The organism is Synechococcus sp. UW140 (assembly GCF_900474295.1).
GTDB lineage: Bacteria > Cyanobacteriota > Cyanobacteriia > PCC-6307 > Cyanobiaceae > Synechococcus_C.
Genome location: NZ_UCOB01000025.1, coordinates 116,878 through 142,449 on the forward strand (window position 1 = coordinate 116,878; position 25,572 = coordinate 142,449).

The 25,572-nt window shown below is 58.7% G+C and carries 25 protein-coding genes; 8 read left to right on the forward strand and 17 right to left on the reverse strand.

Annotation, left to right across the window (positions count from 1 at the left end; genetic code table 11):
- Positions 1–6: 6 nt before the first annotated feature.
- The gene (gene purT, locus DXY10_RS10320; RefSeq protein WP_244282235.1) at positions 7–1,173 is read right to left on the reverse strand and encodes a formate-dependent phosphoribosylglycinamide formyltransferase; all 1,167 of its coding nucleotides are present in this window, start codon (positions 1,171–1,173) and stop codon (positions 7–9) included.
- A 46-nt stretch (positions 1,174–1,219) separates the two neighbouring features.
- Between purT and DXY10_RS10325 the strand changes: the two genes are divergently transcribed.
- The gene (locus DXY10_RS10325; protein ID WP_115019052.1) at positions 1,220–1,381 is read left to right on the forward strand and encodes a cytochrome B6; all 162 of its coding nucleotides are present in this window, start codon (positions 1,220–1,222) and stop codon (positions 1,379–1,381) included.
- Between the two features lie 11 nt (positions 1,382–1,392).
- Here the strand turns inward: DXY10_RS10325 and DXY10_RS10330 are convergent, their stop codons facing one another.
- From DXY10_RS10330 to DXY10_RS10350, 4 genes are all read right to left on the reverse strand, one after another.
- Complete coding sequence (locus DXY10_RS10330) at positions 1,393–1,641, reverse strand: hypothetical protein (RefSeq protein WP_115019054.1); 249 nt, start codon at positions 1,639–1,641, stop codon at positions 1,393–1,395.
- 708 nt (positions 1,642–2,349) lie between these two features.
- Positions 2,350–3,489 carry a CDP-glycerol glycerophosphotransferase family protein gene (locus tag DXY10_RS10340; RefSeq protein ID WP_115019057.1) on the reverse strand — a complete coding sequence of 380 codons (1,140 nt, stop codon included), beginning with the start codon at positions 3,487–3,489 and terminating at the stop codon, positions 2,350–2,352.
- A gap of 225 nt (positions 3,490–3,714) precedes the next feature.
- Positions 3,715–4,785, reverse strand: a complete 1,071-nt coding sequence (gene mraY / locus DXY10_RS10345) for a phospho-N-acetylmuramoyl-pentapeptide-transferase (RefSeq protein WP_244282270.1) — start codon at positions 4,783–4,785, stop codon at positions 3,715–3,717.
- Between the two features lie 120 nt (positions 4,786–4,905).
- Complete coding sequence (locus DXY10_RS10350; protein ID WP_244281504.1) at positions 4,906–5,157, reverse strand: DUF3134 family protein; 252 nt, start codon at positions 5,155–5,157, stop codon at positions 4,906–4,908.
- A gap of 65 nt (positions 5,158–5,222) precedes the next feature.
- On the opposite strand from DXY10_RS10350, the gene DXY10_RS10355 reads away from it, so the two are divergent.
- Positions 5,223–5,447 (forward strand): hypothetical protein, encoded by a 225-nt coding sequence (locus tag DXY10_RS10355; RefSeq protein WP_115019063.1) that lies wholly within the window; start codon positions 5,223–5,225, stop codon positions 5,445–5,447.
- Positions 5,447–6,652, forward strand: coding sequence for an argininosuccinate synthase (locus DXY10_RS10360; RefSeq protein ID WP_115019065.1), 1,206 nt, complete (start codon positions 5,447–5,449; stop codon positions 6,650–6,652). Before DXY10_RS10355 ends, DXY10_RS10360 begins: the two co-directional genes overlap by 1 nt.
- A gap of 40 nt (positions 6,653–6,692) precedes the next feature.
- On the opposite strand, the gene DXY10_RS10365 is transcribed toward DXY10_RS10360, so the two are convergent.
- The 4 genes from DXY10_RS10365 to DXY10_RS10380 all read right to left on the reverse strand — a co-directional run bounded on the left by DXY10_RS10365 (position 6,693) and on the right by DXY10_RS10380 (position 9,023).
- A complete protein-coding gene (locus DXY10_RS10365; protein ID WP_244282243.1) occupies positions 6,693–6,998 on the reverse strand; it encodes a hypothetical protein in 306 nt (101 codons plus the stop codon).
- Between the two features lie 153 nt (positions 6,999–7,151).
- Positions 7,152–7,529 (reverse strand): 30S ribosomal protein S6, encoded by a 378-nt coding sequence (gene rpsF, locus DXY10_RS10370; protein WP_115019066.1) that lies wholly within the window; start codon positions 7,527–7,529, stop codon positions 7,152–7,154.
- Between the two features lie 81 nt (positions 7,530–7,610).
- Entirely contained in the window at positions 7,611–8,099 is a 489-nt protein-coding gene (locus tag DXY10_RS10375; protein ID WP_115019068.1) for a Tic20 family protein, read from the reverse strand.
- Positions 8,100–8,123: 24 nt separating this feature from the next.
- Entirely contained in the window at positions 8,124–9,023 is a 900-nt protein-coding gene (locus DXY10_RS10380; RefSeq protein WP_115019069.1) for a shikimate dehydrogenase, read from the reverse strand.
- Between the two features lie 129 nt (positions 9,024–9,152).
- Here DXY10_RS10380 and dnaK point away from each other — a divergent pair, with 129 nt between their 5' ends.
- Entirely contained in the window at positions 9,153–11,063 is a 1,911-nt protein-coding gene (gene dnaK / locus DXY10_RS10385) for a molecular chaperone DnaK (RefSeq protein ID WP_115019071.1), read from the forward strand.
- Between the two features lie 261 nt (positions 11,064–11,324).
- On the opposite strand, the gene pstS is transcribed toward dnaK, so the two are convergent.
- The 3 genes from pstS to psbQ all read right to left on the reverse strand — a co-directional run bounded on the left by pstS (position 11,325) and on the right by psbQ (position 13,968).
- On the reverse strand, positions 11,325–12,326 hold the full coding sequence (gene pstS / locus DXY10_RS10390) for a phosphate ABC transporter substrate-binding protein PstS (protein ID WP_115019073.1): 1,002 nt from the start codon (positions 12,324–12,326) through the stop codon (positions 11,325–11,327).
- Positions 12,327–12,410: 84 nt separating this feature from the next.
- Positions 12,411–13,499 (reverse strand): FAD-dependent oxidoreductase, encoded by a 1,089-nt coding sequence (locus tag DXY10_RS10395; protein WP_115019075.1) that lies wholly within the window; start codon positions 13,497–13,499, stop codon positions 12,411–12,413.
- A 10-nt stretch (positions 13,500–13,509) separates the two neighbouring features.
- Positions 13,510–13,968: a photosystem II protein PsbQ gene (gene psbQ / locus DXY10_RS10400; protein WP_115019076.1), complete on the reverse strand. Its 459-nt coding sequence runs from the start codon at positions 13,966–13,968 to the stop codon at positions 13,510–13,512.
- A gap of 118 nt (positions 13,969–14,086) precedes the next feature.
- Between psbQ and purU the strand changes: the two genes are divergently transcribed.
- Both purU and DXY10_RS10410 read left to right on the forward strand, forming a co-directional pair.
- Complete coding sequence (purU, locus tag DXY10_RS10405; protein ID WP_371411147.1) at positions 14,087–14,914, forward strand: formyltetrahydrofolate deformylase; 828 nt, start codon at positions 14,087–14,089, stop codon at positions 14,912–14,914.
- Between the two features lie 30 nt (positions 14,915–14,944).
- On the forward strand, positions 14,945–16,258 hold the full coding sequence (locus DXY10_RS10410; RefSeq protein ID WP_115019079.1) for an O-antigen ligase: 1,314 nt from the start codon (positions 14,945–14,947) through the stop codon (positions 16,256–16,258).
- Here the strand turns inward: DXY10_RS10410 and DXY10_RS10415 are convergent, their stop codons facing one another.
- From DXY10_RS10415 to acnB, 3 genes are read right to left on the reverse strand one after another with little or no spacing between them, the layout of a single operon-like run.
- On the reverse strand, positions 16,259–17,839 hold the full coding sequence (locus DXY10_RS10415; RefSeq protein ID WP_115019190.1) for a radical SAM protein: 1,581 nt from the start codon (positions 17,837–17,839) through the stop codon (positions 16,259–16,261).
- Between the two features lie 56 nt (positions 17,840–17,895).
- Positions 17,896–19,389, reverse strand: coding sequence for a ClC family H(+)/Cl(-) exchange transporter (locus DXY10_RS10420; protein ID WP_115019081.1), 1,494 nt, complete (start codon positions 19,387–19,389; stop codon positions 17,896–17,898).
- Between the two features lie 19 nt (positions 19,390–19,408).
- On the reverse strand, positions 19,409–22,009 hold the full coding sequence (acnB, locus tag DXY10_RS10425) for a bifunctional aconitate hydratase 2/2-methylisocitrate dehydratase (protein ID WP_115019192.1): 2,601 nt from the start codon (positions 22,007–22,009) through the stop codon (positions 19,409–19,411).
- Positions 22,010–22,124: 115 nt separating this feature from the next.
- Between acnB and DXY10_RS10430 the strand changes: the two genes are divergently transcribed.
- Positions 22,125–23,186, forward strand: a complete 1,062-nt coding sequence (locus DXY10_RS10430) for a 3-deoxy-7-phosphoheptulonate synthase (protein ID WP_115019082.1) — start codon at positions 22,125–22,127, stop codon at positions 23,184–23,186.
- Between the two features lie 125 nt (positions 23,187–23,311).
- Positions 23,312–23,647 (forward strand): hypothetical protein, encoded by a 336-nt coding sequence (locus tag DXY10_RS10435; RefSeq protein WP_244281501.1) that lies wholly within the window; start codon positions 23,312–23,314, stop codon positions 23,645–23,647.
- A gap of 27 nt (positions 23,648–23,674) precedes the next feature.
- Here DXY10_RS10435 and DXY10_RS10440 read toward each other — a convergent pair whose 3' ends face one another.
- The gene (locus DXY10_RS10440) at positions 23,675–24,325 is read right to left on the reverse strand and encodes a diacylglycerol/polyprenol kinase family protein (protein ID WP_244282262.1); all 651 of its coding nucleotides are present in this window, start codon (positions 24,323–24,325) and stop codon (positions 23,675–23,677) included.
- A 31-nt stretch (positions 24,326–24,356) separates the two neighbouring features.
- Positions 24,357–25,382 carry an RpoD/SigA family RNA polymerase sigma factor gene (locus DXY10_RS10445; protein ID WP_115019084.1) on the reverse strand — a complete coding sequence of 342 codons (1,026 nt, stop codon included), beginning with the start codon at positions 25,380–25,382 and terminating at the stop codon, positions 24,357–24,359.
- Between the last annotated feature and the right edge of the window lie 190 nt (positions 25,383–25,572).

Sequence of the window (25,572 nt, forward strand, 5' to 3'; positions counted from 1 at the left end):
GCCTTGTTAACCGGGCATGACCTTGATCCTGCCGGCTGCCCGGTCAGCCTTGGTCTGCGCTTCAGAGACGTCTTTGCCGCGGGCTAACACCACCCCCATGCGCCGGCCGGGGCGAGCATCAGGTTTGCCGAACAACAGCACCTGGCTATCGGGTTCTGCCAGGGCCTCTCCCACTCCGGAATAACGGACGCTAGGCAGCTGGGCATCCGCCAAGATCACACGGCTCGCTGAGGGGCTTTGGCATTGGATTGAAGGTATCGGTAGCCCTAGCACTGCCCTGAGGTGCAATTCGAACTCGCTCAGGTTCTGGCTGGTCAGCGTGACTAGACCCGTGTCATGGGGCCGGGGCGAGAGTTCAGAGAACACCATCTCATCGCCGCATAGAAAGAATTCAACTCCGAACAGTCCCACGCCGCCGAGATTGTCGGTGACAGTGCGAGCCATGGTTTGAGCCTGGTTCAGTTGGGCGGTACTTAAAGCTGCGGGTTGCCAGCTGCACTGATAGTCTCCGCCGCTCTGTTCATGGCCGATCGGTGGGCAGAACAGGGTGGGGCCGTTGGCCTGGCGGATGGTGAGCAAGGTGATCTCTAATTCGAAGTTCAAGAATTCCTCGACGATCACCCGCTCGCTGCTGCCTCTGGCTCCCGAGACGGCGGTCTGCCAGGCCTGTTCCAGTTCGTCGGCGTTGTGAACCACGCTTTGGCCCTTGCCGGATGAGCTCATCACCGGCTTCACCACCACGGGCCAGCCCAGGGGAGTGGCGGCTGATCTCAGTTCTTCAAGGTTGGTGGCATAGGCGAAGCGGGCCGTGCGCAGCCCCAGTGCATCGGAGGCCAGATCCCTGATGCGGTCGCGGTTCATGGTTACCGCCGTGGCTCTAGCCGTGGGGATCACCTGGATCCCCTCATCTTCGAGAGATTGCAAGGCGTCGACCGCCAGGGCTTCGATCTCGGGAATCACCACATCAGGTTTGTGGCGGCGCACCACGTCCTGCAAGGCCGCGGCATCTGTCATGGCGAACACCTCGGCTTGATCGGCAACTTGCATGGCAGGTGCCTGGGCATAGCGGTCGCAGGCGATTACCCGGCAGCCAAGGCGTTGGGCAGCGATCACCACTTCTTTGCCCAGTTCGCCGCTGCCTAGAAGCATCACGGTTTTGGGAAATACGGTCATGGACGGCCAGGCATCAGCATGGTGCGATCTTCGCTCTTCGCCGGCCATGGCCTTCACCCTTGCCTTCACCACTGCCGGGGATGCGGCCGATGGTCTTTTGTTCGGCTGGGAGATGGCCAGCCTGCAGAAGTGGGCCCTGATTTATCTCGGAGTCTCGTCGTTGGCGTTTGTGGTGGTGTGGATTGTCGGTTACGTCCGTGAGCAGTGACCGTTTGCGGCTCAGCGGGGAAGATCAGGTATCAGGGTGAGCTGACGCTCTGGAGATTCCTCATTAACGAAGCCCCAGGCATCAAAAACGTCTGGGGTGGGATGGGTGATGCGCTGTAGTCCTTTGCTGCGTTCCAGCTGGAACCCTTCCTTGGCCATCCTGCGCATCAGGCTGGCGGCTTCCTCAAAGCGGGCGGCCATGGCTTCGAGGCTGGCGCAGTCGCTGGTGAGACCGGCTTCCTTCCAGGTGAAATAGGCCATGATTTGAACTGACTCCTATGACAAGAACTGTCGTTGTGGTTTGAGGGATTCATCGTTACTTAAGCACCGTTTCAGTTGTCTCAGGTGCGATCCCCATGGGGTCGTTTGTTTGGTCGATCTAGACTGAAGATCGAGCGAATGTTTCTGTCACAGCTTGGCAAGGCGGTTTTGGCTTCAGGTTGCGCTCACGGCTGCTGTCGTCAGCTTCATGCTTGAGACGGCCAACAAGCCCAGCCATCAGGACGTGATGGCGCAGTGCTCTCACTACAATTTGGCTCATTACCAAGGCATCCAAGGTTTTGAGAACGGAACCTTCTCAGGATGTTTGACCGAAAGCAAAAGAGATCTAGTCTGGTTTGTGTGGCGAGGCCAAAAGAAGCTGCATTGGCGTTATCAACAAGGGACCTACCGAGTCAGACCGTCACGATCAAAACCTGAGTCGTTGAAGCCGGGCTTGATCTGACTCAAGCAGAGTCACAAGCTCCGTCACGATCTTACAATTTTTTGATCGGATTATTCGAGATGAGCCTCTCAGCTTGCGGATCGTGCTCTTGTGCCATTTGATCTTGATGGCCATGATCAGGTCAGTCGCTCAATAGATTTATGACCTCTAGACGTTTAAGCCTCTAATTAGAGCAGGTTTAGGTCTCTCAATTCACGTGGCAGACATGGTGAGACGACAAGTTGCTGAGATTGCCTTTCAATCACTCATGCCGATGATGTTGACTTCACGTTAGAAGCAGCATTGAGGATAATCTTAGCGACTTGTTTTGATGCATTTCCAATATTATAGCCAAACAAATCCCTTACTTGTTTGAGCATGTTGTCTCGATTGCTGGGAAACTCAACGCCATTCATAAATGCTTGCATCAGGTCATCTGCACCCTCAAATTGGACGCTTATGTTTTTGTAGATTTCATACAGCTGGTTATTGCGAAACGAGTCTTTGTTGATATTTAATAGAAGTGGCTTCTCGAGTAATGCTGCTTCGATCACAATTGAGCTGATGTCACCGATGACGATGTCAGAAGCCAGAAGAGCACTGGCATCACTCACTCCAAGGCTTAGCGAAGCCGCACCTCTGTCTCTTTCGTGACAGAGAGATCGATAGATCCATTCTGATGTTTGAGTACTCACGTGATTCGTCCATAAGTTCGGATGTGCACCTTGAATGATATGAACTTTGTCTCCAAGTGTTGACAATGCTTGTATCAGACTGGTGCCAAATCGTCTTAAGATTCCACGTGATGTCCAGTGAGAAGCAATAAAAACCACTGCTTTATCGCTGGAAATGTTCATCGCTTGTTTGATTTCATATTTTATTTGATGCCTTTTTTCTTGTGAGCCGGATATGTAGTCAGAGAAGATATCGTTTTTCGGGCATCCTGTGGCAATAAATAGTGCTTCTTTTCTTGCAATCTCGCCGATTGAGTTGGTGATATATTCTCCTTCTGTTGGTGATACTCCGCAATAGATATTTGAGGCTTTATAGCAGGACAATAAATAATCCGAAACCATATTGTTGCCAAAGGCAGAGCCATGCGGAACATGGATATACAAGCCATTGTTTAATCCATGGCTTTCGTCAGGGATATGGGTGGTGACTAATGCGTATTCGTACTCATTGGGATTGCGCAACGTGTCTTCACGTGGCTTGCGGAATTTTCCCTTTAAAAATTCAAATAGATCTTTTGAGGTCTCGTTTCTGAACTCATAGCGATCACAAGGTGCGCAAACGCTCATCCAGTTTTTTGCGTTTGGTTCTTGGGCCAAGATCTCCTTGATGATGGGGAAATACGAATCCCAACTCTGCGAGCTAAATGCATAAAAGATGATTTTTTCTTTCATCTGTGCTTGGTTTCTGCTGTTGGGATGCTCAGGGGGATTGAGTCAGTTGATCGATGTTATCGCATTTATTTTGCTTCTCAACATTCACGATATTTGTAACCATGAATGTTGCTGGCTTTTACGTTCATCCCCAATCGCCAGTTGCGGCTGCCAATGCACTGTTTTTGGGCTTGATTGCCTCGCGATTGAGACTGCGACTGCGATTCGTTTCCGTTGGGTGCTGCCCTAGCTGTGAGGTCGCAACAACACTCCTGCCATCACGAGTAAAGCGGTGATCAACCAGAAAGCTCTTACCACCTGTTGTTCACTGGCACTGCCCAGCTCGAAGTGATGGTGCAGGGGCGCCATCCGGAACACCCGTTTGCCTTCTCCATCCGATCCCTTGGTGGCTTTGAACACCCAGACCTGAATGATCACAGAAAGCGATTCGGCTAGAAACACTCCTCCCATCACCAGCAGGGGCCAGAGGCTGTTGCTGAGCAGGGCTACAGCGGTGAGGGCCGCTCCCATCGCCAGTGATCCTGTGTCTCCCATGAACACTCGGGCTGGATTACGGTTGTGCACCAGGAATCCGATCCAGGTTCCGGCCATCGCCATACAGAAACCCGCCAGAGCTGGGTCACCGCCATTGCCGCGCAGCATCAGTTGCAATGCCAAGCCGCTGAACACCAAGGCTCCGCAACCGGCGGCGAGGCCGTCGAGCCCATCGGTGAGATTTGTGGCGTTGCTCTCGGCTAGAAACACGAATAGAGCCAGAGGCCAGATCAACCATCCCAGGGCCAGGTTGAGCCCGAAGGGAAAGGCAATCGTGCCGATGATCCAGCCTTGCCAGCCCGCTACAGCCAGAAACAAGCCAGCCGCACTTGCCTGCAGAAACAGTTTGCCCCGGGGCGTCAGGCCGGTGTTGGTCTGACGGGTGAGGCTGCGCCAATCATCGATCCCGCCGATCAGCATGAAGGCCAGGGTGACGGCGGCGACTGCAAGCAGTCGTTTGTCGTCGCCGTTCATCACGCTTACCAGGGCACCGATGATTACACCGACTGGCACCACCAGTAGGCCTCCCATGGTCGGTGTGCCGGACTTGCTCAGATGGGCCTGGGGGCCGTCTTCGCGGATGACTTGCCCCATTTTGAGGGCCCGAAGCCAGGGGATTCCTAGCCAAGCCACCACGCTTGCCACCAGTGTTGTGATCAGCAACGGCAGGCTGAGCAGGCTGCCGGGTATGAGGCGATCGCTGGCGAAAGCGAGGCCAAACACGGCTGTGGCAAGGACCATCGCTGGCAAACGACCGTCCATCACCTGGGACGCTTCCGTTGTTTGATCCACAGCTGCGTGTCTGGGAGCCGTGAGATTAAGAGAGCCCCAGACTTGCTTGATCCGATCAGGGTCAGTCAGACCGCCAGGAGACCTGTTGTTTCAGTCTTCCCAGTTCTCTTCCTGCTCATCATCTTTGTTGTAGTCCTCTTTTTCGCCCATCAATGCAGACAGTTCCTCTTCCTCGACGGTGCTCACGTCGCTGGAGGAGGATTCCTCGTCTTCGACCAGGCGGCCACTGGTCTCCAGCCAGCTGAGGAGATCAGGCTCTTCGCGCAGGGGCAGCACCGGTGCAGGCTCCTTGCGCCCGTAACGGGTCAGGGCTGGATTGATGTTATCGAGTGCGCTGCTCATCGCCGAGGACAAAGTCCAATTAGTCCAATCAACCAGCATAGTGGACGGCAACAGCAAGATTCAGCTTGAGCGGCAAATCTCCTGCCCTGTTGCTGCTCTGGGCACTTGCTTTGCTCATCAGTGCCGGTCTACGCCGTTGGGGAGCTCTCCATCCGGGCCCCCCGATTGTTGACGACCCCACTGTGGCGTGGCTGGTGTTTGCTCCTTCTGTGCTTGTTGTGATTTGGCTGTTGGTGGGCCTGACCGGCGGGGAGAGAGAATCAGACGATTGTGATCAGGAGTCGCATTGATGGGCCGTGCGAAGAAGGTCGTGCTCGCCTATTCCGGGGGAGTCGATACCAGCGTTTGCATTCCTTACCTGAAGGAGGAGTGGGGCGTGGAGGAGGTGATCACCTTCGCTGCCGATCTGGGTCAGGGTGATGAGCTCGAACCAATCCGCCTCAAGGCACTTGAGGCCGGCGCCAGCCAGTCGCTGGTGGGTGATCTGATTCAACCGTTCATTGAGGAGTTCGCCTTCCCGGCGATCCGGGCCAATGCTCTTTATGAGGGTCGCTATCCCTTGTCCACAGCCCTGGCCCGTCCTCTAATCGCCCGCCGTTTGGTTGAGGTGGCCCGGGAGGTGGGTGCTGATGCCGTGGCCCATGGTTGCACCGGCAAGGGCAACGATCAGGTGCGTTTTGATGTGGCGATCGCCGCTTTGGCGCCGGATCTCAAGGTGCTCACCCCTGCGCGCGAATGGGGGATGAGCCGTGAGGAGACCATCGCCTATGGCGAGCGCTGCGGCATTCCGGCGCCGGTGAGCAAGAAGTCGCCCTATTCGATCGACCTCAACTTGTTGGGTCGCAGCATTGAAGCCGGCCCCCTTGAGGATCCGATGGTGGCACCCCCTGAAGAGGTGTTCGCCATGACCCGCTCGATTGGCGAGACGCCTGATGACCCCGACGAGATTGAGATCAGCTTCGAAGCCGGAAACCCTGTGGCGATCAACGGCCAGCGTCTGGACCCGATTGCCCTGATCCGCGAAGCCAACCGTTTGGCTGGAACCCATGGCATCGGTCGCCTCGACATGATCGAGAACCGGGTGGTCGGCATCAAGAGTCGTGAGATCTACGAAACCCCTGGCCTGCTTCTGCTCATCCAGGCCCATCAAGAGCTGGAAAGCCTGACTCTCGCCGCCGATGTGCTGCGCAGCAAGCGCCAGCTGGAGATGCAGTGGGCTGACCTGGTGTATCAGGGTCTTTGGTTCGGGCCGCTCAAGGATGCCCTTGATGGCTTCATGGATCGCACCCAGGTGCACGTCAACGGTGTCGTGCGGCTGCGGCTGCACAAGGGCACTGCCACCGTCACCGGTCGTTGCTCTGCGGGCAGCAGCCTCTATGTTCCGGAAATGGCCTCCTATGGCAGCGAGGATCAATTCGATCACCGCGCTGCAGAAGGATTCATCTACGTCTGGGGGTTGCCAACCCGTCTTTGGGCAGCGACCCATCGCCGTTGAGGCTGGCAAGCACTCAGAGCAGGAACGGTCAGCCTGATCGTCAGGCGGCGTTCTGTTCTGAGTCTTGATTGTTGAAGCTAATGCGCCTCACTCTGGGCCAGCTCCATCGCAGTGCTGCTTTCTGTAAGGGTGCCTGGGGTGAGTGCAAGTCCTGGGCTTGAGCGAGCAGGCGATAGCGTTCCAGCAGCGGTTCAAGTCGCTGCTGGAACTTGCGTTCGAAGAGATCAGGGAGTTCCTCGAGCAGGGCTTCGTAATCGGCAACGTTGGCTTCTAGTTCCTGCACTCGTGCGCGTAGACGCTTCAGTTCAGCGTCGCTTGCTTCGCTGTGTCCAGTGCTTTGTTGCATTGAGCTGGATATGGGCTCTGATCGTTCCAATGGATCCGTCGAGGCTTGCCACAAGGGTGTTGGAGCCTGATGGTGATCAGAAAAAAAGTCCATGGCCAGACGGTATCGCTGGGCCACGGACTGAACAATCCCTGCACTGAGCAGGAGTTGGAATCAGGCTGGGGTGCTGGCAGGCTCTTGCTCTTCCTGTTGCGCGGGTGCTTCCGTGCCGGGCATGACGCGAGGAGCGGGCAGCGGGCCGTCTTGCTTGACGGTGAGATAGCGGATCACGTCTTCGCTCAAGCGCATTGCTTTCTCAAGCACGGCCACCTGCTGGCCATCGCCGTTGTGGCTCAGCTGCACGTAGATGCCTTCTTTGTTCTTGTTGATCGCATAAGCCAGTCGGCGCTTGCCACGCATCTGGTTATCGAGCACCTCGGCACCGGCCTCAACGATGATGTCGCGGTACTTGAGAAGATGAGACTCAACTTCCTCTTCCGGAATATCCGGACGGAGGATGTACATGGTCTCGTAGTAAGGCTGCTGGGTCATGGAAGGTCACTCCGACAGGGACTCAAGGCTCACCAAGGTGAGCGACGGATCAATCACCTTATCGTCTGGGGGGTTGACAGCTCAGTAGAGCTGCATCCGCACGGCCTGGCTGATCCCAGGAAGATCGGGCTCTCGACCGCGCAGGCACTCGATCAGGGCGAAGATCACGATCCCCAGTACACCTAGCAATACTGTGCTGCCCAGTGTGCGGATCACGAGGCCATCCCCGAGGCTGCCTAGCTGCAGCGACAGCGGTCTGTAGACGTAGGTGATCAGGATCACCACGATGTCTATCAAGAGTGCCTGAAGTGTGTTGAAACGCAGGAAGTAAGGCACGTTGGGATTGCGCACGACCCCCAGGAACAGCACGAAGAACAACAGCAAGCCACCAAGAGCTAGCGGTCCAAAGCGGATGCTTTGCTCGAGGATCACCAACGGGACTGCCGGAAGCAGGAACAGTCCCAAAATTGGGTACTGCGTCACGAGAGACTCTCCGAAGGGCAGAGCATCGCTCAGGGGTAGGAGGTACACCAACAGTCCGAGCAACCGCTGCCAGACGGGAATCGACATAGGGGCCTTTGTGCTGGGCTGACGCTAGGTGGTCAGTTGTTGGAGGGCTGCATCACGCATGGCTGCCACTGGCACATCGTCGCGACCAGACCAGAGACGCAGGGCCGCTGCCCCCTGTTGAACAAGCATCTCGAGGCCGTCGATGCTGCGGCATCCGTGGTTCGTTGCCAGCTGCAGCAGTCGGGTCGGTCTTGGGGTGTAAATGATGTCGTACACCCAGGATTCTTGCTTCAGTCGGCCAATCAGATTGGGGCTGAGGGGACTGGCGAGGGCTGCGTTCGGGTCATTGGGCGAAGCCATCCCCACCGGCGTTGTATTCACGACAAGATCCGCCTGCTCCAGGCTCGTGGCCAAAGCAGCTTCATCGCTCAAGCACACGGTCTTCAGCTGGGGTGCCCAGTCAAGGCACTCCCGTTGGAATGCGATCAGGGCTTCGTTCCGACGTCCTGCGATTTCAACGCAGGAGCATCCCAGCTCGATCAGTCCCGCTACGACCGCTCTGGCACTCCCTCCACAGCCCAGCACTAGGGCCCGTCGACCGTTCCAGCCTGACTCCGCATCGCGCAGGGGTCGACAGAAGCCTTCGACGTCGGTGTTGGTGCCGAACCAACCGCCATCGGCATGGGGGACCAGCACGTTCACTGCCCCCAGACGCTGCGCCAGTGGGCTGAGCGTCTTGCAGAGAGCGGCCACAGTTTGTTTATGGGGAATGGTCACGTTCAGGCCGCGGCAGCCGATCGCTTCCAGTCCCTTCAAGACGCTGCTGAGCTGGTCGGCCGCCGTTGGCATGGCCAGAAAGACCCAGTCGAGTTGCATGGCTGTTAACGCCGCGTTTTGCAACGCCGGAGACAGTGAGTGATGCACTGGATCGCCGAGAAGGCCCACCAGTGCTGTGCTGGCCCCGATTGTTCCTGGGCTGGTCATAGGCGGCTGCCTGCTCTGATGACCAGCCTGCCGCCCCGGCTGTTCGGGAACCACACCTCGTCTTGAGACCACTGCTCTGGAGAAGATGCAGAGGTTCAAGACGACATTTCGACGAGGAGGTGGGATCCCATGGGCAAGGTTGTTGGCATTGACCTAGGCACAACGAACAGCTGTGTTTCCGTCATGGAGGGCGGCAAGCCCACCGTGATTGCTAACGCGGAAGGATTCCGCACCACCCCCTCGGTGGTGGCATACACCAAAAACCAGGATCAACTGGTCGGGCAGATCGCCAAGCGTCAGGCGGTGATGAACCCAGATAACACCTTTTATTCGGTGAAGCGCTTCATTGGTCGCCGCGTCGACGAGGTCAATGAGGAATCGAAGGAGGTGAGTTATGGCGTCGAGAAGGCTGGCTCCAATGTGAAGGTGAAGTGCCCGGTTCTCGAGAAGCAGTTCGCTCCTGAAGAGGTCTCCGCCCAAGTGCTGCGCAAGCTGGCCGATGACGCCGGCAAGTACCTCGGTGAGACTGTCACCCAAGCGGTGATCACTGTTCCCGCCTATTTCAACGACTCTCAGCGTCAGGCCACGAAGGATGCCGGCAAGATCGCCGGCCTTGAGGTGCTGCGCATCATCAACGAGCCCACGGCTGCCGCTCTGGCCTACGGACTCGACAAGAAGAGCAACGAGCGCATCCTCGTGTTTGACCTCGGTGGTGGCACCTTCGACGTGTCCGTGCTTGAAGTGGGCGACGGCGTGTTTGAGGTTCTCTCCACCTCTGGTGATACCCATCTCGGTGGCGATGACTTCGACAAAGTGATCGTTGATCATCTGGCTGGAACCTTCCAGTCGAATGAAGGAATTGACCTGCGTCAGGACAAGCAGGCTCTGCAACGTCTGACCGAGGCCGCTGAGAAGGCCAAGATCGAGCTCTCCAACGCCACCCAGAGTGAGATCAACCTGCCGTTCATCACGGCCACCCCTGAGGGTCCCAAGCATTTAGATCTCACCCTGACCCGGGCCAAGTTTGAGGAACTCGCTTCCAAGCTGATCGATCGCTGCCGCGTGCCGGTGGAGCAAGCCCTCAAAGACGCCAAGCTCTCCTCTGGTGAACTCGACGAGATCGTGATGGTGGGTGGTTCCACCCGTATTCCGGCCGTGCTCGAGTTGGTGAAACGGGTCACCGGTAAGGATCCCAACCAGACGGTGAATCCTGATGAGGTGGTGGCAGTTGGTGCCGCGATCCAGGGCGGCGTCCTAGCTGGTGAGGTGAAAGACATTCTTCTCCTTGATGTCACCCCCCTCTCCCTGGGTGTGGAGACCCTGGGTGGCGTGATGACCAAGATGATCACCCGCAACACCACTGTTCCCACCAAGAAGTCGGAGACCTATTCCACAGCTGTGGACGGTCAGACCAACGTGGAGATCCACGTGCTTCAAGGCGAGCGTGAGATGGCTTCCGATAACAAGTCGCTCGGAACCTTCCGCCTTGATGGCATCCCTCCGGCTCCCCGTGGCGTGCCTCAGATCGAAGTGACCTTCGATATTGATGCCAACGGCATCCTTAGCGTGACGGCTAAGGACAAGGGCAGCGGCAAGGAGCAGTCCATCTCGATCACGGGCGCATCCACCCTCAGTGAGAACGAGGTGGAGAAGATGGTGAAGGATGCCGAAGCCAACGCCAGCGCTGATAAGGAGAAGCGCGAGCGTATCGATGTCAAGAATCAGGCTGAAACCCTTGTTTATCAGGCTGAGAAGCAGCTTGGTGAGCTTGGCGACAAGGTTGATGCCGATGCCAAGACGAAGGTGGAGGAGAAGCGCGTCAAGTTGAAAGAAGCCGTCGACAAGGATGATTTCGATGCGATGAAGTCTCTGCTTGAGGAGCTTCAGCAGGAGCTTTATGCCTTGGGTGCTTCGGTGTATCAGCAGGCTGGTGCTGATGGGGCAGCTCCAGGAGCTGATGCTGATGCCGCTGCCACAGGCGCCTCCGCTGCTGATAGTGGTGACGATGTGATCGACGCTGAATTCACTGAATCCAAGTGAACTCGTTCCCAATGATTGTCTGAAGAGCGTTCTTGTTATGGGCTCTCTTTCAGAAGCATCCCCGTCTGTACTCAGGCGGGGATTTTTTGTGGGTGAGATTCACTGTTGATTGGGGCCAAAAATCGAGAGGGCTTTCAGCCCTGGGGTCCTACAAAAGCCAGTCATCCTTCAACTTCTTGATCAACACAGCACAACACACAGCAAAAAGGGGGCCTTAAGCCCCCTCATCAGTCTCAGCGATGTGCTGATTGGATCAGTGGATCATTCGCTGATTGAGTTGGCAGCGGCCTTGGCTTTGCTCACCACTTCTGGAGGCAGGGAGACATAGCCCAGCTCCGGTGCTTTGGACTGGGACTCATCGGACAGCATGTAGTCGAAGGTCTTCTTCAGAATCGGAGTCTTCTCTCCGTTGCCAGTGGCGTATGCCAGCACCCAGGTGAAGGTCACGATTGGGTAACCGCCTTCGGGGTTGGGGTTGCCACCGATCAGGTCTGGACCGAGGTCGATGGAGCCGAGCGCTTCGCTCGCTGTTGCGTTGGTGGGCTTCACTTGCATCCCAGAAGCATTTTCAACAGCGGCGGCCTGTAGATCACCTTTCACGTAGGCCAGCTCTACATAACCGATGCCGCCCCCGATCTGGCTCAGCTGTGCTGCCACGCCTTCATTGCCTTTGGCTCCGACGCCCGTGGGCCACTGCACCGATTTGTCGGCACCAACATCCTTCTTCCATTCAGGGCTGATGGCGGCGAGGTGCTTGGTGAAGTTGTAAGTGGTACCGGACCCATCGGAGCGATGCACCACCTTGATGCTCTTGTCTCCGCAGCCGAGCTCGTTGAAGTTTTTGATCGTTCCCAGGAAGATGCCGGCGAGTTGCTGCTGGTTCAGCTTCAGGTCGCAACCGGGATTGTTGTAAGCGACGGCGATGGCGCCTGCGGTCATTGGGATCTGAACCACGCCTCGTTCCACTTTGGCGATGGCCTCAGCTTTCATGGGTTTGTCGGAAGCCCCAAAGTCCACCGTGCCGGCAGTGAACTGACGCACTCCTGCGCCGGAGCCCACGGACTGGTAGTTGACGTTGATGCCCTGAGGAGCAAGATCCTGGAACCAGCGCTGGTAAATCGCTGCGGGGAATGAAGCGCCTGCTGCTGAGAGGCGACCTTCCACCTTTTCGCCATCACCACCGGAGGAGCAGGAGACGAGGCTGACAGCAGCACCGATGCCGAGAAGGCTGGCGGCTGTGCGTGTCAGAAGAGAGCGAGTCATGTGTGGCGGATGCTTGTCGCGTTTTCAATATTTAGCTGGAGCTCCTGCTTGTTCTGTAAAGGCAGGCTTAAGGCTTGGTAAGCATCACGCTTTGGATGTTTCTTCGTTGATCTCTTCGCTGACCCACTCGGCCGTGGCAGGAGTCAGTAGAACTCCGTTTCGGTAATGACCACTGGCCAGGATCAGACCGGGTTCGAGCTTTTCCAGCAGTGGAGCTGGACGACCACTCGGGCGGGCCCGCAGCCCGTGCCAGTGCCCTATCACCTCAGCCTGCTCCAGCCAGGTTGGGGCGTGTCCATTCAGGGCGCGCATGGTCAGAGTGGCGGCCTCGAGTGGTTGTTCACCGGGTTCGAGCGTGGCTCCAAGCAGGAGCTGATCGGACCCATGGCGTATCAGGTTCACGCCATGGCTCATCAGCACTGCTGGCCAGTGGGGGGTCAGTGCATCGGGATTGTCTAGACGGAGTTGCAGCACTTGTCCCAGCACTGGATCCATGGCTCGTGCATGGCCCAAGGGGGCCAGAAGTGTCTGGCTGGCCAGGCCACTGCAAACCACCACGGTGTCTGCGTAGCTACGGCTGCCATCGCTCAATTGCAATTGCCATTGGTTGCCATCCCGATGGAGGGTCTCCACCGCAGCTGTCTGCATGGGCACGCTGAGCCTGTGCAATTGACGGCGCAGGCTTCGTTGCAGGATCAGTGGATCTAAACGGCCATCGTGGTTCGACTGCAACCCACCATGAGATGACTTGGGCCAATCAGGGTGCTCATCGGCCAGCCTGTCTGCGGTGATGAAGCTCAGCCCGAGATGGGAACGTTCTTCCACCAGCTTTCGCTGCAGTGCAGCCTCCTCATCCGTGGTGGCTAACTGCACCAGAGGAGTTTGAAGCAGTAGTGGTTCGTCTGGGCAGCTGAGTTCCTCTACCCAGAGAGGCCAGAGCTCCATGCTGCGGCGGCGCAGGCGCCAGGCCCGACCGCTGGAGCGGCGGAAGACATGGCCCATCAGGATCCCGAGGGACGCTGATGTTCCTGTCAATGGGGAACTGGAATGCCGGCTTGGGTCTTGGGCCAGTTCTGGGTCGATCAGTTCAACCTGGTGGCCTGATCGCGACAGCCACCAAGCGGTGCCAGCACCAATGGCGCCAGCACCGATGACGGCAATGGAGTGACTCAGAGTGCTTGGATCAGTTCAGGGCCTGTTCGGGAATCACCCGGGCATAGTTGGCGAAGCCTGTTGCAACAGAGGTGTAGGACTTCTGCAGCTTCGCGCCGTCTTGCAGGCGCGCCGATTCGTCAAGATCAGCGAGGGCTTCTTTCAGGGTGGTAGCCAGCTTGTTCGCTTCGGAGCGATCGTCCTTGAGAAGGCGCTGATTGATGTAGAGCATTTCCCGGCCCACTTCCTGCATTGGACCGTGGATCAGGTTGCGGGTGAAGGTCCAGTCGCGTGCGTTCACGAGCTTGGCCAGTTCGGGCAGACGCTCCTGGGCATCTTTAAAGCCTTCGGCATTGCGGCGAATCACCTCGATGTCATCGGGGCTGATGGTGCGATTGATGCTTTTGGCGGCGTTCGCGGGGGCTGCGAGTCCCAGACAAAGGCAGGCGCAGAGGCAGAACGAGGCGAGGCGACGCAGGGCGCTCAGCATCACAAAGCAGGGGCGTAGAGATGGGCGGGATTTTACCGGTTACTCCCGCTTGCAGTGTGATTGTGAGAATGGTTGTTCATGCGTTCTGGACGTGAGTTCCCCTTCCGTGATCCTGCAGATGATCTGTCCGGACCGGCCTGGTTTAGTGAGTGAGCTTGCGGGCTGGGTTGCGGCCAATGGTGGCAACATCTGCCATGCCGATCACCACACGGATGCTGGAGCGGGCTTGTTTCTCAGTCGTTTGGAATGGGAACAGCAAGGGTTTGGTTTGCCGCGAGAAGCGATTGAACCGGCTGTTAGCGCTCTGGCAGAGCGGCTTGGAGGGGAAGCCCAGTTGCATTTTTCAGACGACTTGCCTCGCGTCGCGATTTTTGCCAGTAAGCAGAGCCATTGTTTGCTCGATCTGCTTTGGCGCGCTCGGAGCGGCGAGTTACCGATGCAGGTTGCTTTGGTGGTGGCCAACCACCCTGATCTTGAGTCGCTCTGTCAGGAATTCGGAGTGGCGTTTGCTTGCGTGCCTGTGACTGCGGCCACCAAGCCCGAATCGGAGGCGCGGATGCTGGCGTTGTTGGAGAGCAACGGCATTGAGCTCGCCGTGCTGGCTAAATACATGCAGGTGCTGAGTGCCAATTTCCTCAGTCGTTTTCCCACGGTGATCAATATCCACCATTCCTTTCTTCCCGCGTTCAAGGGGGCGCAGCCGTATCACCGAGCCTGGCAGCGGGGTGTAAAGCTGATTGGCGCCACGGCCCACTACGTGACAGAGAACCTCGACGATGGCCCGATCATTGAGCAGACGACGGTGCATGTGAGCCACCGCGATGAGGTGGACGATTTGATTCGCAAAGGCCGTGATACCGAGCGCCTTGCTCTGGCAAGGGCTGTGCGATTGCATCTGCACCGTCAGGTGATGGTGTATCGCGGCCGTACGGCTGTTTTTGCATGAGCACCGTTTTTGCATGAGCACTGTTTTGGCATGAGCTCTGTCGTTGTGCAGTTCTGCGCGCTGTTTGAGCGACTGCGCCAGCGCCTTGCGCTGGGCTGTCCCGTCGCAGCCTCTCCAACGGGCTGGTTGTTGGTTCAGCTGGGTTTGCTGCTGTTGCCGTCCAGTGCACTGCTGGCCAGCTTCTTGCTCTTCCCTGCCCTTTTGCTTGGCAGCCTGCGCCGTGAATGCCCCTATTGGCGCGATCCTTGGAATTGGCCGCTGATTGGTGCTGGTCTGTTGATGCTGCTGGGTTGTTTCAACGCCTACAGCGGGGGCCTTGCCTTGTCTGGTCTAGGCAACTGGATCCCTTTTTTCTGGGCGTTCTGGGGATTCCAGCCCTATCTCGCCGATGCCAAGGCCCGTCGTCGGATGGCCCTCTGGCTGGTGGCCGGCACGGTGCCTGTGGTGGTGACAGGTCTCGGACAGCTTTGGTTGGGCTGGCAGGGACCTTGGCAATTGCTTGGGGGCTTGATCATTTGGTTTGTTGCCCCAGGTGGAGAACCGGAGGGACGGCTCTCGGGCTTGTTTGATTACGCCAACATCGCTGCTGCCTGGCTGGCCTTGGTGTGGCCGCTGGCGTTGGCGGCTTTGGTCCAGCCTGGTTTGAAACGAGGCCGCCGCCTGCTCGTTCTGGCCGTTGTGGTGGCCCTTGTGGCGGCGCTGGTGCTCACGGATTCGCGCAATGGCTGGGGTGCTTTGGTGTTGGCGGTGCCCTTGGTGCTGGGGCCGCTGAGCTGGCCTTGGCTTCTGCCGTTGTTGGCGCTTGCTCTCGTGCCCGTCTTGCTGTCGGTGCTGCCAGGGGTGCCGACTCTGTTTCAGGACCCTGCGCGGTCCTTGGTGCCCGAGTCGGTTTGGTCGCGGCTCAGTGATAGTCGTTATGCCTCGGAGCGGGCACTCGCCTCCACTCGGCTCAGCCAGTGGTCTGTGGCATTGCAGCTGATCAGCGAGCGTCCTTGGCTGGGATGGGGCGCCGCAGCCTTTTCGGTGCTTTACCCGTTGCGTACGGGTAAATGGCATGGCCACTCTCACAATTTGCCGTTAGAGCTTGCCGTCAGTCATGGTTTACCCGTGGCGATCGCCGTCGTCGGGCTGGTTTTGGCCTTGTTGGTTGTCAGTCAGCGCTGCGCCTCGATGTCTCTCTTCGATCGGGCCTGGTGGGCCGCGATTTTGATCGTTGTGGTGCTCCACGGCACCGACATGCCGTTCTTTGATAGCCGTCTGAACATTGCCGGTTGGATGCTCCTGGCGGGGTTGCGCAGTCGTATCGGCGAACCTCGCTCCAATGATTCGGTGACGGTGTTGTGATCAGTTGCTACCCAGGCTGAGGGATTCCTGTTGATGCTCCAACAACCGTTCTCGGCTGAGCGGTCCTTCCAGGTGTTCCCAGGGCAGCACCTGGTTCGAATCCCAGCATTCATGCACCACGGACTCCCAACTGGGCGGGAGCGGCAGGGTCACGCCGGCGCTTTGGGCTTGGGGCAGTTCGCCTGCACGGGCTGCTCGGTAGGCCTTCTTCCAGCCTCCGAGGCTTTCTTGGGAGCCACGCACCGCTGCAATCACCGGTGCTAGGCGCCTGTCACTGCGCGAGAGCAGAGCTTGGATCACGCTCCAGCCATAACTTTCGGGGCGTAGGTCGATGCCTTTGGGTTTGAGCCGTTTGGCCAGCAGCTTGAGACGTTTCTCTGCCTCTGGCCTCACGCCCTGCCATTGGAAGGGGGTGTGGGCTTTGGGGACGAAGGTGCTCACGCCCAGGGTGAAACGGAGACCCGGTGTGCCTTTCTTCAGATGGAGAAGAAGGGCTGCTGTGCTCTCTACGTCGTCGTTGTCTTCGCAGGGCAGGCCAACCATTCCATACAGCTTCAGAGCCTTCAGTCCCCCCTGTTTGGCGTGTCGGGCCGCAGCTTCGATTTCGTCTCCCCTCAGTTTTTTGTTGACGACCCGTCGGATGCGCTCACTGCCGCTTTCGATTGCGATCGTGAGTGATTTGCTGCCTCGCCGGGTCAGCACGCTTGCCAGTTCGGGTGTGACCGTGGCGGCTCGCACGGAACTGACGCTCAGCCTTAGATCATCGAAGCGGTCCTGCCCTAGCCATTGCAGTAGGTCTGTGAACTGCGGGTGTTGGGTCACCGAGGCTCCCAGTAAGCCCAATCGCTTGGTGGCTGTCAGCCCCTTTTCTACGGCCGGGATCAGTCCGTCCTCGAGGGATGGGGTCCGAAACGGCAGGGTGAGGTAACTGGCCAGGCAGAAGCGGCACAGCTCCGGGCAGCTTCGGACCACTTCCACCATGTGGATGTCTGGCCAGGCGGCTTCGGGGGTGATCACCGTGGAGTGGCTGAGGCTGTTGCCACGCCAGGTCTGCTTGGCGATCGTGCGGGGTAGCGTCGCTTCCACCGGTTCTACCGCCAACAGCGTGCCTTCACTGTCGTAACGGGGGGCATGCAACTCGGGAACGTAGATCCCCGGCACCGTGCTCAGATGCCGTAGGCGCTCTGGCCTGGGTTGGTCTTTGACGGCCTGGAGGGCATCGATGAAGGCCGGTAGAAGATTCTCACCATCTCCCAGCAGCACCACATCGAAGAACGGGGCTAACGGTTCGGGGTTAGCGGTGAGGACCGGACCGCCTCCAAACACGATCGGGTGTTCATCACTGCGTTGGTGGCTCCAGATCGGAATGCGTTGCTGCTCGAGCAGATCAAGCAGGACCGGGCCATCGAGTTCCCAACTCAGGGAGAGACCGAACAGGTCGCATTGGCGGTGGGGCCGATCCCCCTGATCGGTGAAAAGGCGGCGCACATCCAGGTCCGGTCGCATCGCCAGAGTCGCCCAGACAATTTGGTAGCCGAGGCTGGTGATGCCCACGGTGTAGGTGCTGGGAAACGCCAGCACTGTGCGCAGGGCACCTGGTTCCGGCACCGCTGGGTTGAACAGCAGGGTTTCCTGTTTCAGTGACTGTCTTCCGGTGGGGTGGGTTTGGGGTGTTGAGGCGGAGCAGGCGCTGTAAAGGCGCGTCGACGGATGGATCCTTCCCAGGCGTGATGGATGCCACCGCGCCGTTCCCGGCGGGCTTCTAAGTGATCCTCCTCCAGCAGCTCCATGCCGAGCTGGCGTTCGTAGATCGAGCGGTCGTCGAAGAGACGGGCTACCAGGAAGCTGGCTAGACAGGCCACCAAGAGCGGCTTCAGAATCAGCAGATCCTTGGTGAGGGCGAAGGCCAGGAACATGGCCGTGATTGGCGTACGGGAACAGCTGGCCACGAAGGCACCCATCCCTGCGAACACATAGGTGCTGGGCACGTGGCCGGTGAGGGCCTCTACCCAGATGCCGCAAGCCAGACCGATGGCGCCTCCTAGGGTGAGCATCGGGTAGAACAGCCCGCCTGGAGCTCCTGAGGCTGCCGCTAGGCCTGTGCTGAAAAACAGCACGATGAAGGTGCCCAGAGCCATGGGGATGTCGACTTTGCCGTCGGCAATCAGATGCTGCAGACCCTCGAGGTTGTGAAATGCATCCGGCAGAAAGGCGTACACGCTGCCCAGCACGCCACCACTGATCACCATGCGCAGCACCAAGCGATCACCAAACCAGGCGTTTCCCTTGCGCTGCATGGTCAGCACGTAGCGGCAGTAGAGCTCTGCCAGCACACCCACCACCACACCAAGTCCGATCAGATAGCCCAGATCGATTGGCAGAAAGCTCACGAGTGGTGTGTACTCCCTTTCCAGTAGGAAGCCTTGGGTGGCATCCAGTCCGCCCGTGGAGGGGCTGATGCCCACTAGCCCAAAGACATCCGCCCAGGCATCGGCCCAGAAGGTGGTGACAATCACCAGAAGCAACACCACCGGTCTGGCGGAGTGCAGCAATTCCTCTACGGCGTAGACGAAGCCTCCGATGGGGGCACTGAACACTGCTGCGATACCGGCTCCGCCTCCGGCGGCCACGATCAAGCGGCGAAAGGCCACAGGTGCTTTCAACCAGCGCGCCATCTGCCAGGCCACGGAGCCGCCCATCTGCACGGCCGGACCTTCCGGTCCGAGTGGGAAGCCGCTGCCGATGGCCACGATCCCAGCCACAAGTTTCACCAGTCCCACCTGCAGGCCCATTGGCACCGCACGGTGCTTGAGGAAACCCATGATGTGGGTGATGCCTGACCCCCCCGCTGCAGGGGCCAGCCGTGACACCAGCAAGCCAGACACCAGACCGCCTAGTGCGCCAAGGCTGGGTAGCACAACCCAGGCGGGAAACTCGGCTAGAAGTTCAAGCCGCCAGCCGCCCAGCAGCTTGAGCCCCGCCTTGAAGAGCACACCTGTGAGGGCCGCACCGAGCCCTGTGAGCATGAGCGCCAGCACCACGACCCACCAGCGGCGTTCCAGCAGCCTGCGGATGCTGCGGCTGGAGCCAAGTTGATGGCGGCGGTGTTTCAGTTCACTCAGAACGACCATTGACGACGACTGGCTGGCTTCAGGCTTTCGCCAGAACGTCAGCCTGGTCGGTTGCGCTGATGATGCGGCCCTCGTCATCAAATCCATCGATTTGATCGAAGTTCAGATAGCGATAGAGCTCAGCTGACAGCGGGTCGATTTTTTCGGCGGCAATGCGCTGATATTCCTCGGCTGTGGGGATGCGCCCGAGCAGGGCACAAACTGCGGCGAGTTCTGCGCTGCCGAGATACACCTGAGCACCCTTGCCGAGACGATTATTGAAGTTGCGGGTGCTGGTTGAGAACACGGTGGTGTTGTCGTCGACCCTGGCCTGGTTTCCCATGCACAGTGAGCAGCCGGGCATCTCCATACGCGAGCCAGCTGCTTCGAACGTGGCGTAGTAACCCTCGGCCTTGAGCATGTCCTCGTCCATTCGAGTGGGTGGGCACACCCAGAGACGCGCCTTGTTGGCGCCGGCGCCTTCGAGCACCTTGGCCGCGGCGCGGTAGTGGCCGATGTTGGTCATGCAGGAGCCGATGAACACTTCCTGCACTGCATCACCGGACACTTCGCTCAGCAGCTTCACGTTGTCGGGGTCGTTGGGACAGGCCAGTACGGGTTCGGTGAGGTCGTTGAGGTTGATCTCGATGATTTCGGCATACTCGGCATCGGTATCGGCGCTTAGCAGCTGGGGGTTGGCGAGCCATTCCTCCATCGCCTTAATGCGTCGAGCCAGGGTTCGGGCATCGCTGTAGCCCCGGGCGACCATGTTTTTGAGCAGTGCCACGTTGCTGCGCAGGTATTCGCTCACCGTTGCCTCTGAGAGCTTGATTGTGCAGCCGGCGCAGGAGCGTTCAGCGGTGGCGTCGGTAAGCTCGAACGCTTGCTCCAGCTTGAGGTCTGGCAGGCCTTCGATCTCCATGATCCGGCCGTTGAATGCGTTTTTCTTGTTCGATTTCTCCACGGTGAGCAGACCTTTCTGAATCGCCACCCAGGGGATGGCATTCACCACATCGCGCAAGGTCACCCCCGGTTGCAGGGAGCCGCTGAAACGCACCAGCACCGATTCAGGCATGTCGAGTGGCATGGCGCCGATGGCGGCGGCGAAGGCCACCACGCCAGACCCGCCTGGGAAGGAGATTCCGAGAGGGAATCGGGTGTGACTGTCACCTCCTGTTCCCACCGTGTCGGGCAGGAGCATGCGGTTCAGCCAGCTGTGGATGATGCCGTCACCTGGACGCAGAGCCACACCGCCTCGCTGGGCGAAGAAGTCAGGCAGGTCTTTCTGGGTTTGTAGATCAACAGGCTTGGGGTAAGCAGCCGTGTGGCAGAAGCTCTGCATCACCAAGTCGGCTGAGAAGCCGAGGCAGGCGAGTTCCTTCATCTCGTCCCGTGTCATCGGTCCAGTGGTGTCCTGGGAGCCGACGGTTGTCATCAACGGTTCGCAGCTGGTGCCGGGGCGCACTCCCGGAAGCCCACAGGCTTTGCCAACCATTTTTTGAGCGAGGGTAAAGCCCTTGCCGGTGTCTGCAGGTGCGGAGGGTCGGATAAACAGTGTGGAGGGAGCCACGCCGAGTTGATTGCGCACTTTGTCGGTGAGGGCGCGGCCGATCATCAGGGGGATGCGCCCACCGGCGCGCACTTCATCACTGATGGTGCTTGGTTTGAGGTCGAAGCGAGCAATGATGTCGCCGGCACCTGCCTCTCCGGCGGCCCGTTCGATCGTGCCGGCGTAGGGACGGATGGTGATCACATCCCCGCTGTTGAGCTGGCTGACGTCACATTCGATTGGCAGAGCACCGGAGTCTTCTGCCGTGTTGAAAAAGATTGGAGCGATTTTGCCGCCGATGATCACACCGCCGGCGCGTTTGTTGGGGACGTGGGGGATGTCGTTGCCCGTGTGCCAGAGCACTGAGTTGATCGCTGATTTGCGGGAGCTGCCGGTGCCCACCACGTCTCCCACATAGGCGACGGGGTGGCCCTTGCTTTTCAGTTCGGCAATCGCGGCAAGGCCAGCGGGGTCCCGCGTCTCCAGCATCGCCAGAGCGTGAAGGGGAATGTCCGGGCGGGTTGTGGCGTGGGTGGCGGGAGAAAGATCGTCGGTGTTGGTCTCGCCCTCCACCTTGAACACGGTGACGGTGATTTCCTCGGCCAGTTCTGGTTTGGATGTGAACCACTCTCCGGCTGCCCAGCTGTCCACAACCTGCTTGGCGAAGCGGTTGGTGGCGGCCAGTTCCATCACCTCGTTGTAGGCGTCGTAGACCAACAAGCTGCGGCTCAGGCCTTGGGCAGCGCAGTCCGCCAGGTCTGATTCGCTGTGCAGTAGCAGCTCGATCAGGGCCGCCACGTTGTAGCCCCCCACCATCGTGCCCAGCAGCTGTGTGGCTTCCAGCGGTGAGATCAGCGGGCTGGTGGCCCTGCCCTGGGCCACGGCACTCAGCCAGGTGGCCTTCACATAGGCGGCTTCGTCCACCCCGGGTGGGATCCGTTCACTGAGTAGATGCAGCAGCTCCTTCTCCTCTCCTGCTGGAGGGTTTTGAAGCAGCTCCGTGAGTGCCTGGGTCTGCTCTGCGTTGAGCGGCAGGGGGGGGATCCCCTGGGCGGTCCGTTCGGCGGCGCTTTCGCGGTATGCACTCAGCATCGGGATGGGGCTTCTGACGGTGGGCTCTGCCACCATTCTTCTTGTTGATGGGTCCGTCTTTGGTGATTGATGCATCCGGTGGCTTACGTAACCTGGGTTTTTAGCGGCCAGAGGTATGACCACCACTTCCGATCTGCATGTGGTGGAGACCCGCCCACTGGTGGCCCCGGCCCTGCTTCATGGTGATTTGCCGATTGATCCTGTTGCCGCCGAGACGGTGACTGGTGCCCGTCGGCGTATTCAGGCAATCCTCAGCGGTCAGGATCGGAGGCAGCTGGTGATCGTCGGGCCCTGTTCGGTCCACGATGTGGATGCTGCTCGTGCCTATGCCAGCCGTTTAGCGCCTCTGCGTGAACGCCACAGCCAGGAGCTGGAGGTGGTGATGCGTGTGTATTTCGAGAAACCCCGCACCACAGTTGGTTGGAAGGGGCTGATTAATGACCCCCATCTCGACGGCTCCTATGACATCAACACCGGTTTACGCCTGTCGCGGTCGTTGTTGCTCGATCTGGCCCGTGATGGCATGCCCACTGCCACCGAATTACTTGATCCTGTGGTGCCTCAGTACATCGCGGATTTGATTAGTTGGACCGCGATCGGTGCGCGCACCACCGAGAGCCAGACCCATCGGGAGATGGCCTCGGGCCTGTCGATGCCGATCGGTTACAAGAACAGCACGGATGGCAGTGCCACCATCGCGATTAACGCGATGCAGGCAGCATCGAAACCTCATCATTTTCTTGGCATTAATCACAGTGGTCAGGCTTCGATCGTCAGCACCACCGGCAACCCCCATGGACATTTGGTTTTGCGCGGCGGCAATCGCGGAACCAACTACCACCTCGAAGCGGTGCAAGATGCAGCCGCTGAACTGAGCAAGGCTGGTTTACAGGAACGTTTGATGGTTGATTGCAGCCACGGCAATTCCAATAAGGATTTCCGCCGTCAGGGAGATGTGCTTGAAGCTGTAGCCGATCAGGTGCGTCAGGGCTCGACCCATGTGATGGGGGTGATGCTGGAGAGCCATTTGGTGGAGGGCAGCCAGAAGCTCAGTGCTGATCGCTCGGCGATGACCTACGGACAGAGTGTGACTGATGCCTGCATCAGCATCGACACCACGGCGCAACTCCTGGAGCAGCTGGCGGGGGCGGTGGCTGCATCTCGCTTGCCTGTCTGATCTGGCACTTGCAGCTAGAGAGTGCCAGCTTGATTGTTAATCAATTTGTTCATGTAGGCGATCTCGTTGATAGCTTCTTTTTGTAGTTCTGCTGCTGTTTGATCACAACATTGGGGTGATTGCGCATGGAGGTTGCGTCCGTGGTCTTTCTCCATTTCTTCGGTTTCGGAGATTCCCTGCGCTTGTTTGAACTCGAACAGCAGACTGGACTGTGGGTCCGGGGGTTCCGTCCTCTCCAGCTGGATGGTCTCTTGCAGTGGAGCCAGCGGGTTGCCAGCTCTCAGCACTGGGATTGTGATGCTCTCCAGCATCAGGTGATGGGCTTGTGGATGGAGCGGGCCGATCAGATACGCCGCTGGCAGGTTGGTCTCCAGACGCTGCCGCAGGAGCAGGTGTTGGTGGCTGGTCTCGGCAGCCATGGTGACTGGAGTCGTCATTGGGAGCGGATGCTGCAGTTCTGACCGTCTGCACCGCGGTTTGGACGCGAATCAGATCGTCATCCAGTGCCAGCTGATGCCGACGGCGATCGGCACGCTGAGGTTGTCGATACCCCAGCGACTGAGTTGCTCTAGGCCGACTGCTAGCAAGCTGATCACCACCAGACCGATGGGGCCAGGACTGCTGGGGCTCAGTATCGCCAGTGTGGTGAGCACCACCAGGCTCACCATCAGCATGGTGACAGTGCCGGCGGTCGATTTGGTTTGCCCCCAGATTCGCCAGCTGGGGGATTGCAGCGCTCGTCCGATCAAGCCAGCCAGTCCGTCCGCTGCGGCCATCACCAGCACACCGGCGCATGCTGCCTGGGGTTGTTGCGGCCAGAACAGAACAAGAAGGGTTGTGATTGCCAGGCCATAGGCGACCGTGCCGTAGCTGTTGCGGTCGACATCCTCAACGACAGAGAGCAGACGCCAGCGATGGTTGATCAGAGCCACAAGGGTGACGCCGAGAGCGACAGGCACCGCCAGGACTGCGGGAATCTGCAGCCACCAAGCAAGTGGCAGCACAGGACCTGAGCCGATGTGCACGATCTTGCGGCTCAGTTCTCGCTGCATCGGCCATTGCTTGCGGGCGAAAACCGCCAGGATGATCACCAGGACCATCCAGAGCGCAATCACGCCAACACCAACCAGGTGGCTCAACGCTGCATGGGCAGGACTTGCCTGAACGATGTCAGGCTGCCTGCTGATGGTTGGTCATCATCCGCAGTTTGAGGATGGCTTTGGCTTCCAACTGACGCACCCGCTCTCTCGAGACGTTGATCTGTCGTCCGATTTCAGCCAAGGTCAGAGGCTCTTCTCCATCGAGGCCAAAGCGCAGGCGCAGGATCTTCTGTTCCCGTTCGTTCAGTTGTGAGAGCCATCCGCCCAGGTGCTCTTTCTGAATGCTGCGGTCCATTCCCTCCATGGGCTCTTCGCCATTGGGGTCAGGAATCAGCTCCCCCAGGGTGCTGCGGTCTTCTTCGCCGCGGGCATGGGCATCGAGGGAGGCACAGGGTGCGCTCTGGGAAATCAGATCCTCCAGATCCCGGGGTTCGATGCCCATTGCATGGGCCAATTCCAGACGGTTGGGTTGGCGGCCAAATCGGTGCGACAGCTCCCTGGAGATGCGTCGCATCTTGGAGAGCTTTTCGCTGATGTGGATGGGGAGGCGGATGGTGCGTGCACTGTTGTCGATGGCCCGGGTCATCCCCTGTCGGATCCACCAGTAGGCGTAGGTGGAAAATTTGTAGCCCATTGCTGGGTCAAACTTGTCGACTGCTCGCTCAAGGCCTATAGCCCCTTCCTGAACGAGATCAAGTAGTTCGAGCCCTTGGTTCTGGTACTTTTTGGCAACGCTCACGACAAGGCGGAGGTTGGCAGCCATCATCCTGTCGCGGGCTCGCTTGCCCATTCGGATTTTGTGGCGTTGGCGAGGCGTGCGTTCCTCTTCAGGCGTCTCAAGCAGCTCTTTCATGTCTTGCACATGGTGTGCAAGCTCGATCTCCTCGGCTGCTGTAAGCAGCGGAATTCTGCCGATACTGCTCAGGTAATAGCCGATCGAATCGGTGGAAAGCCGACCAGCCTGTTTGATTTGTCGCGCTGCTTGGGCAGCACGTTTTCCCTGATCTGTTGAGCGAACACGTTTGGTGTTCGGCAAAACAGGTTCTGACGGAGTGGTGCTCAATGCATCACCCGCAGATTCCAGAGGGATCCCCATCACCCTGGCCTCCTGAGATTTGATTTGGGCGCAACTTAGCACCGTGCATGCACGGTAGCCGTGTCAAATCTGTAATTTTCTAGGACAAAGATAAAGTCGGTCGATGTTGCTTGGCTGAAGCCAAATTCAGCCACGTTTTTGCGTTTTTTTGTGTCTTCAGTGCACGAACTGGTGTTGTGATGTAACAGCG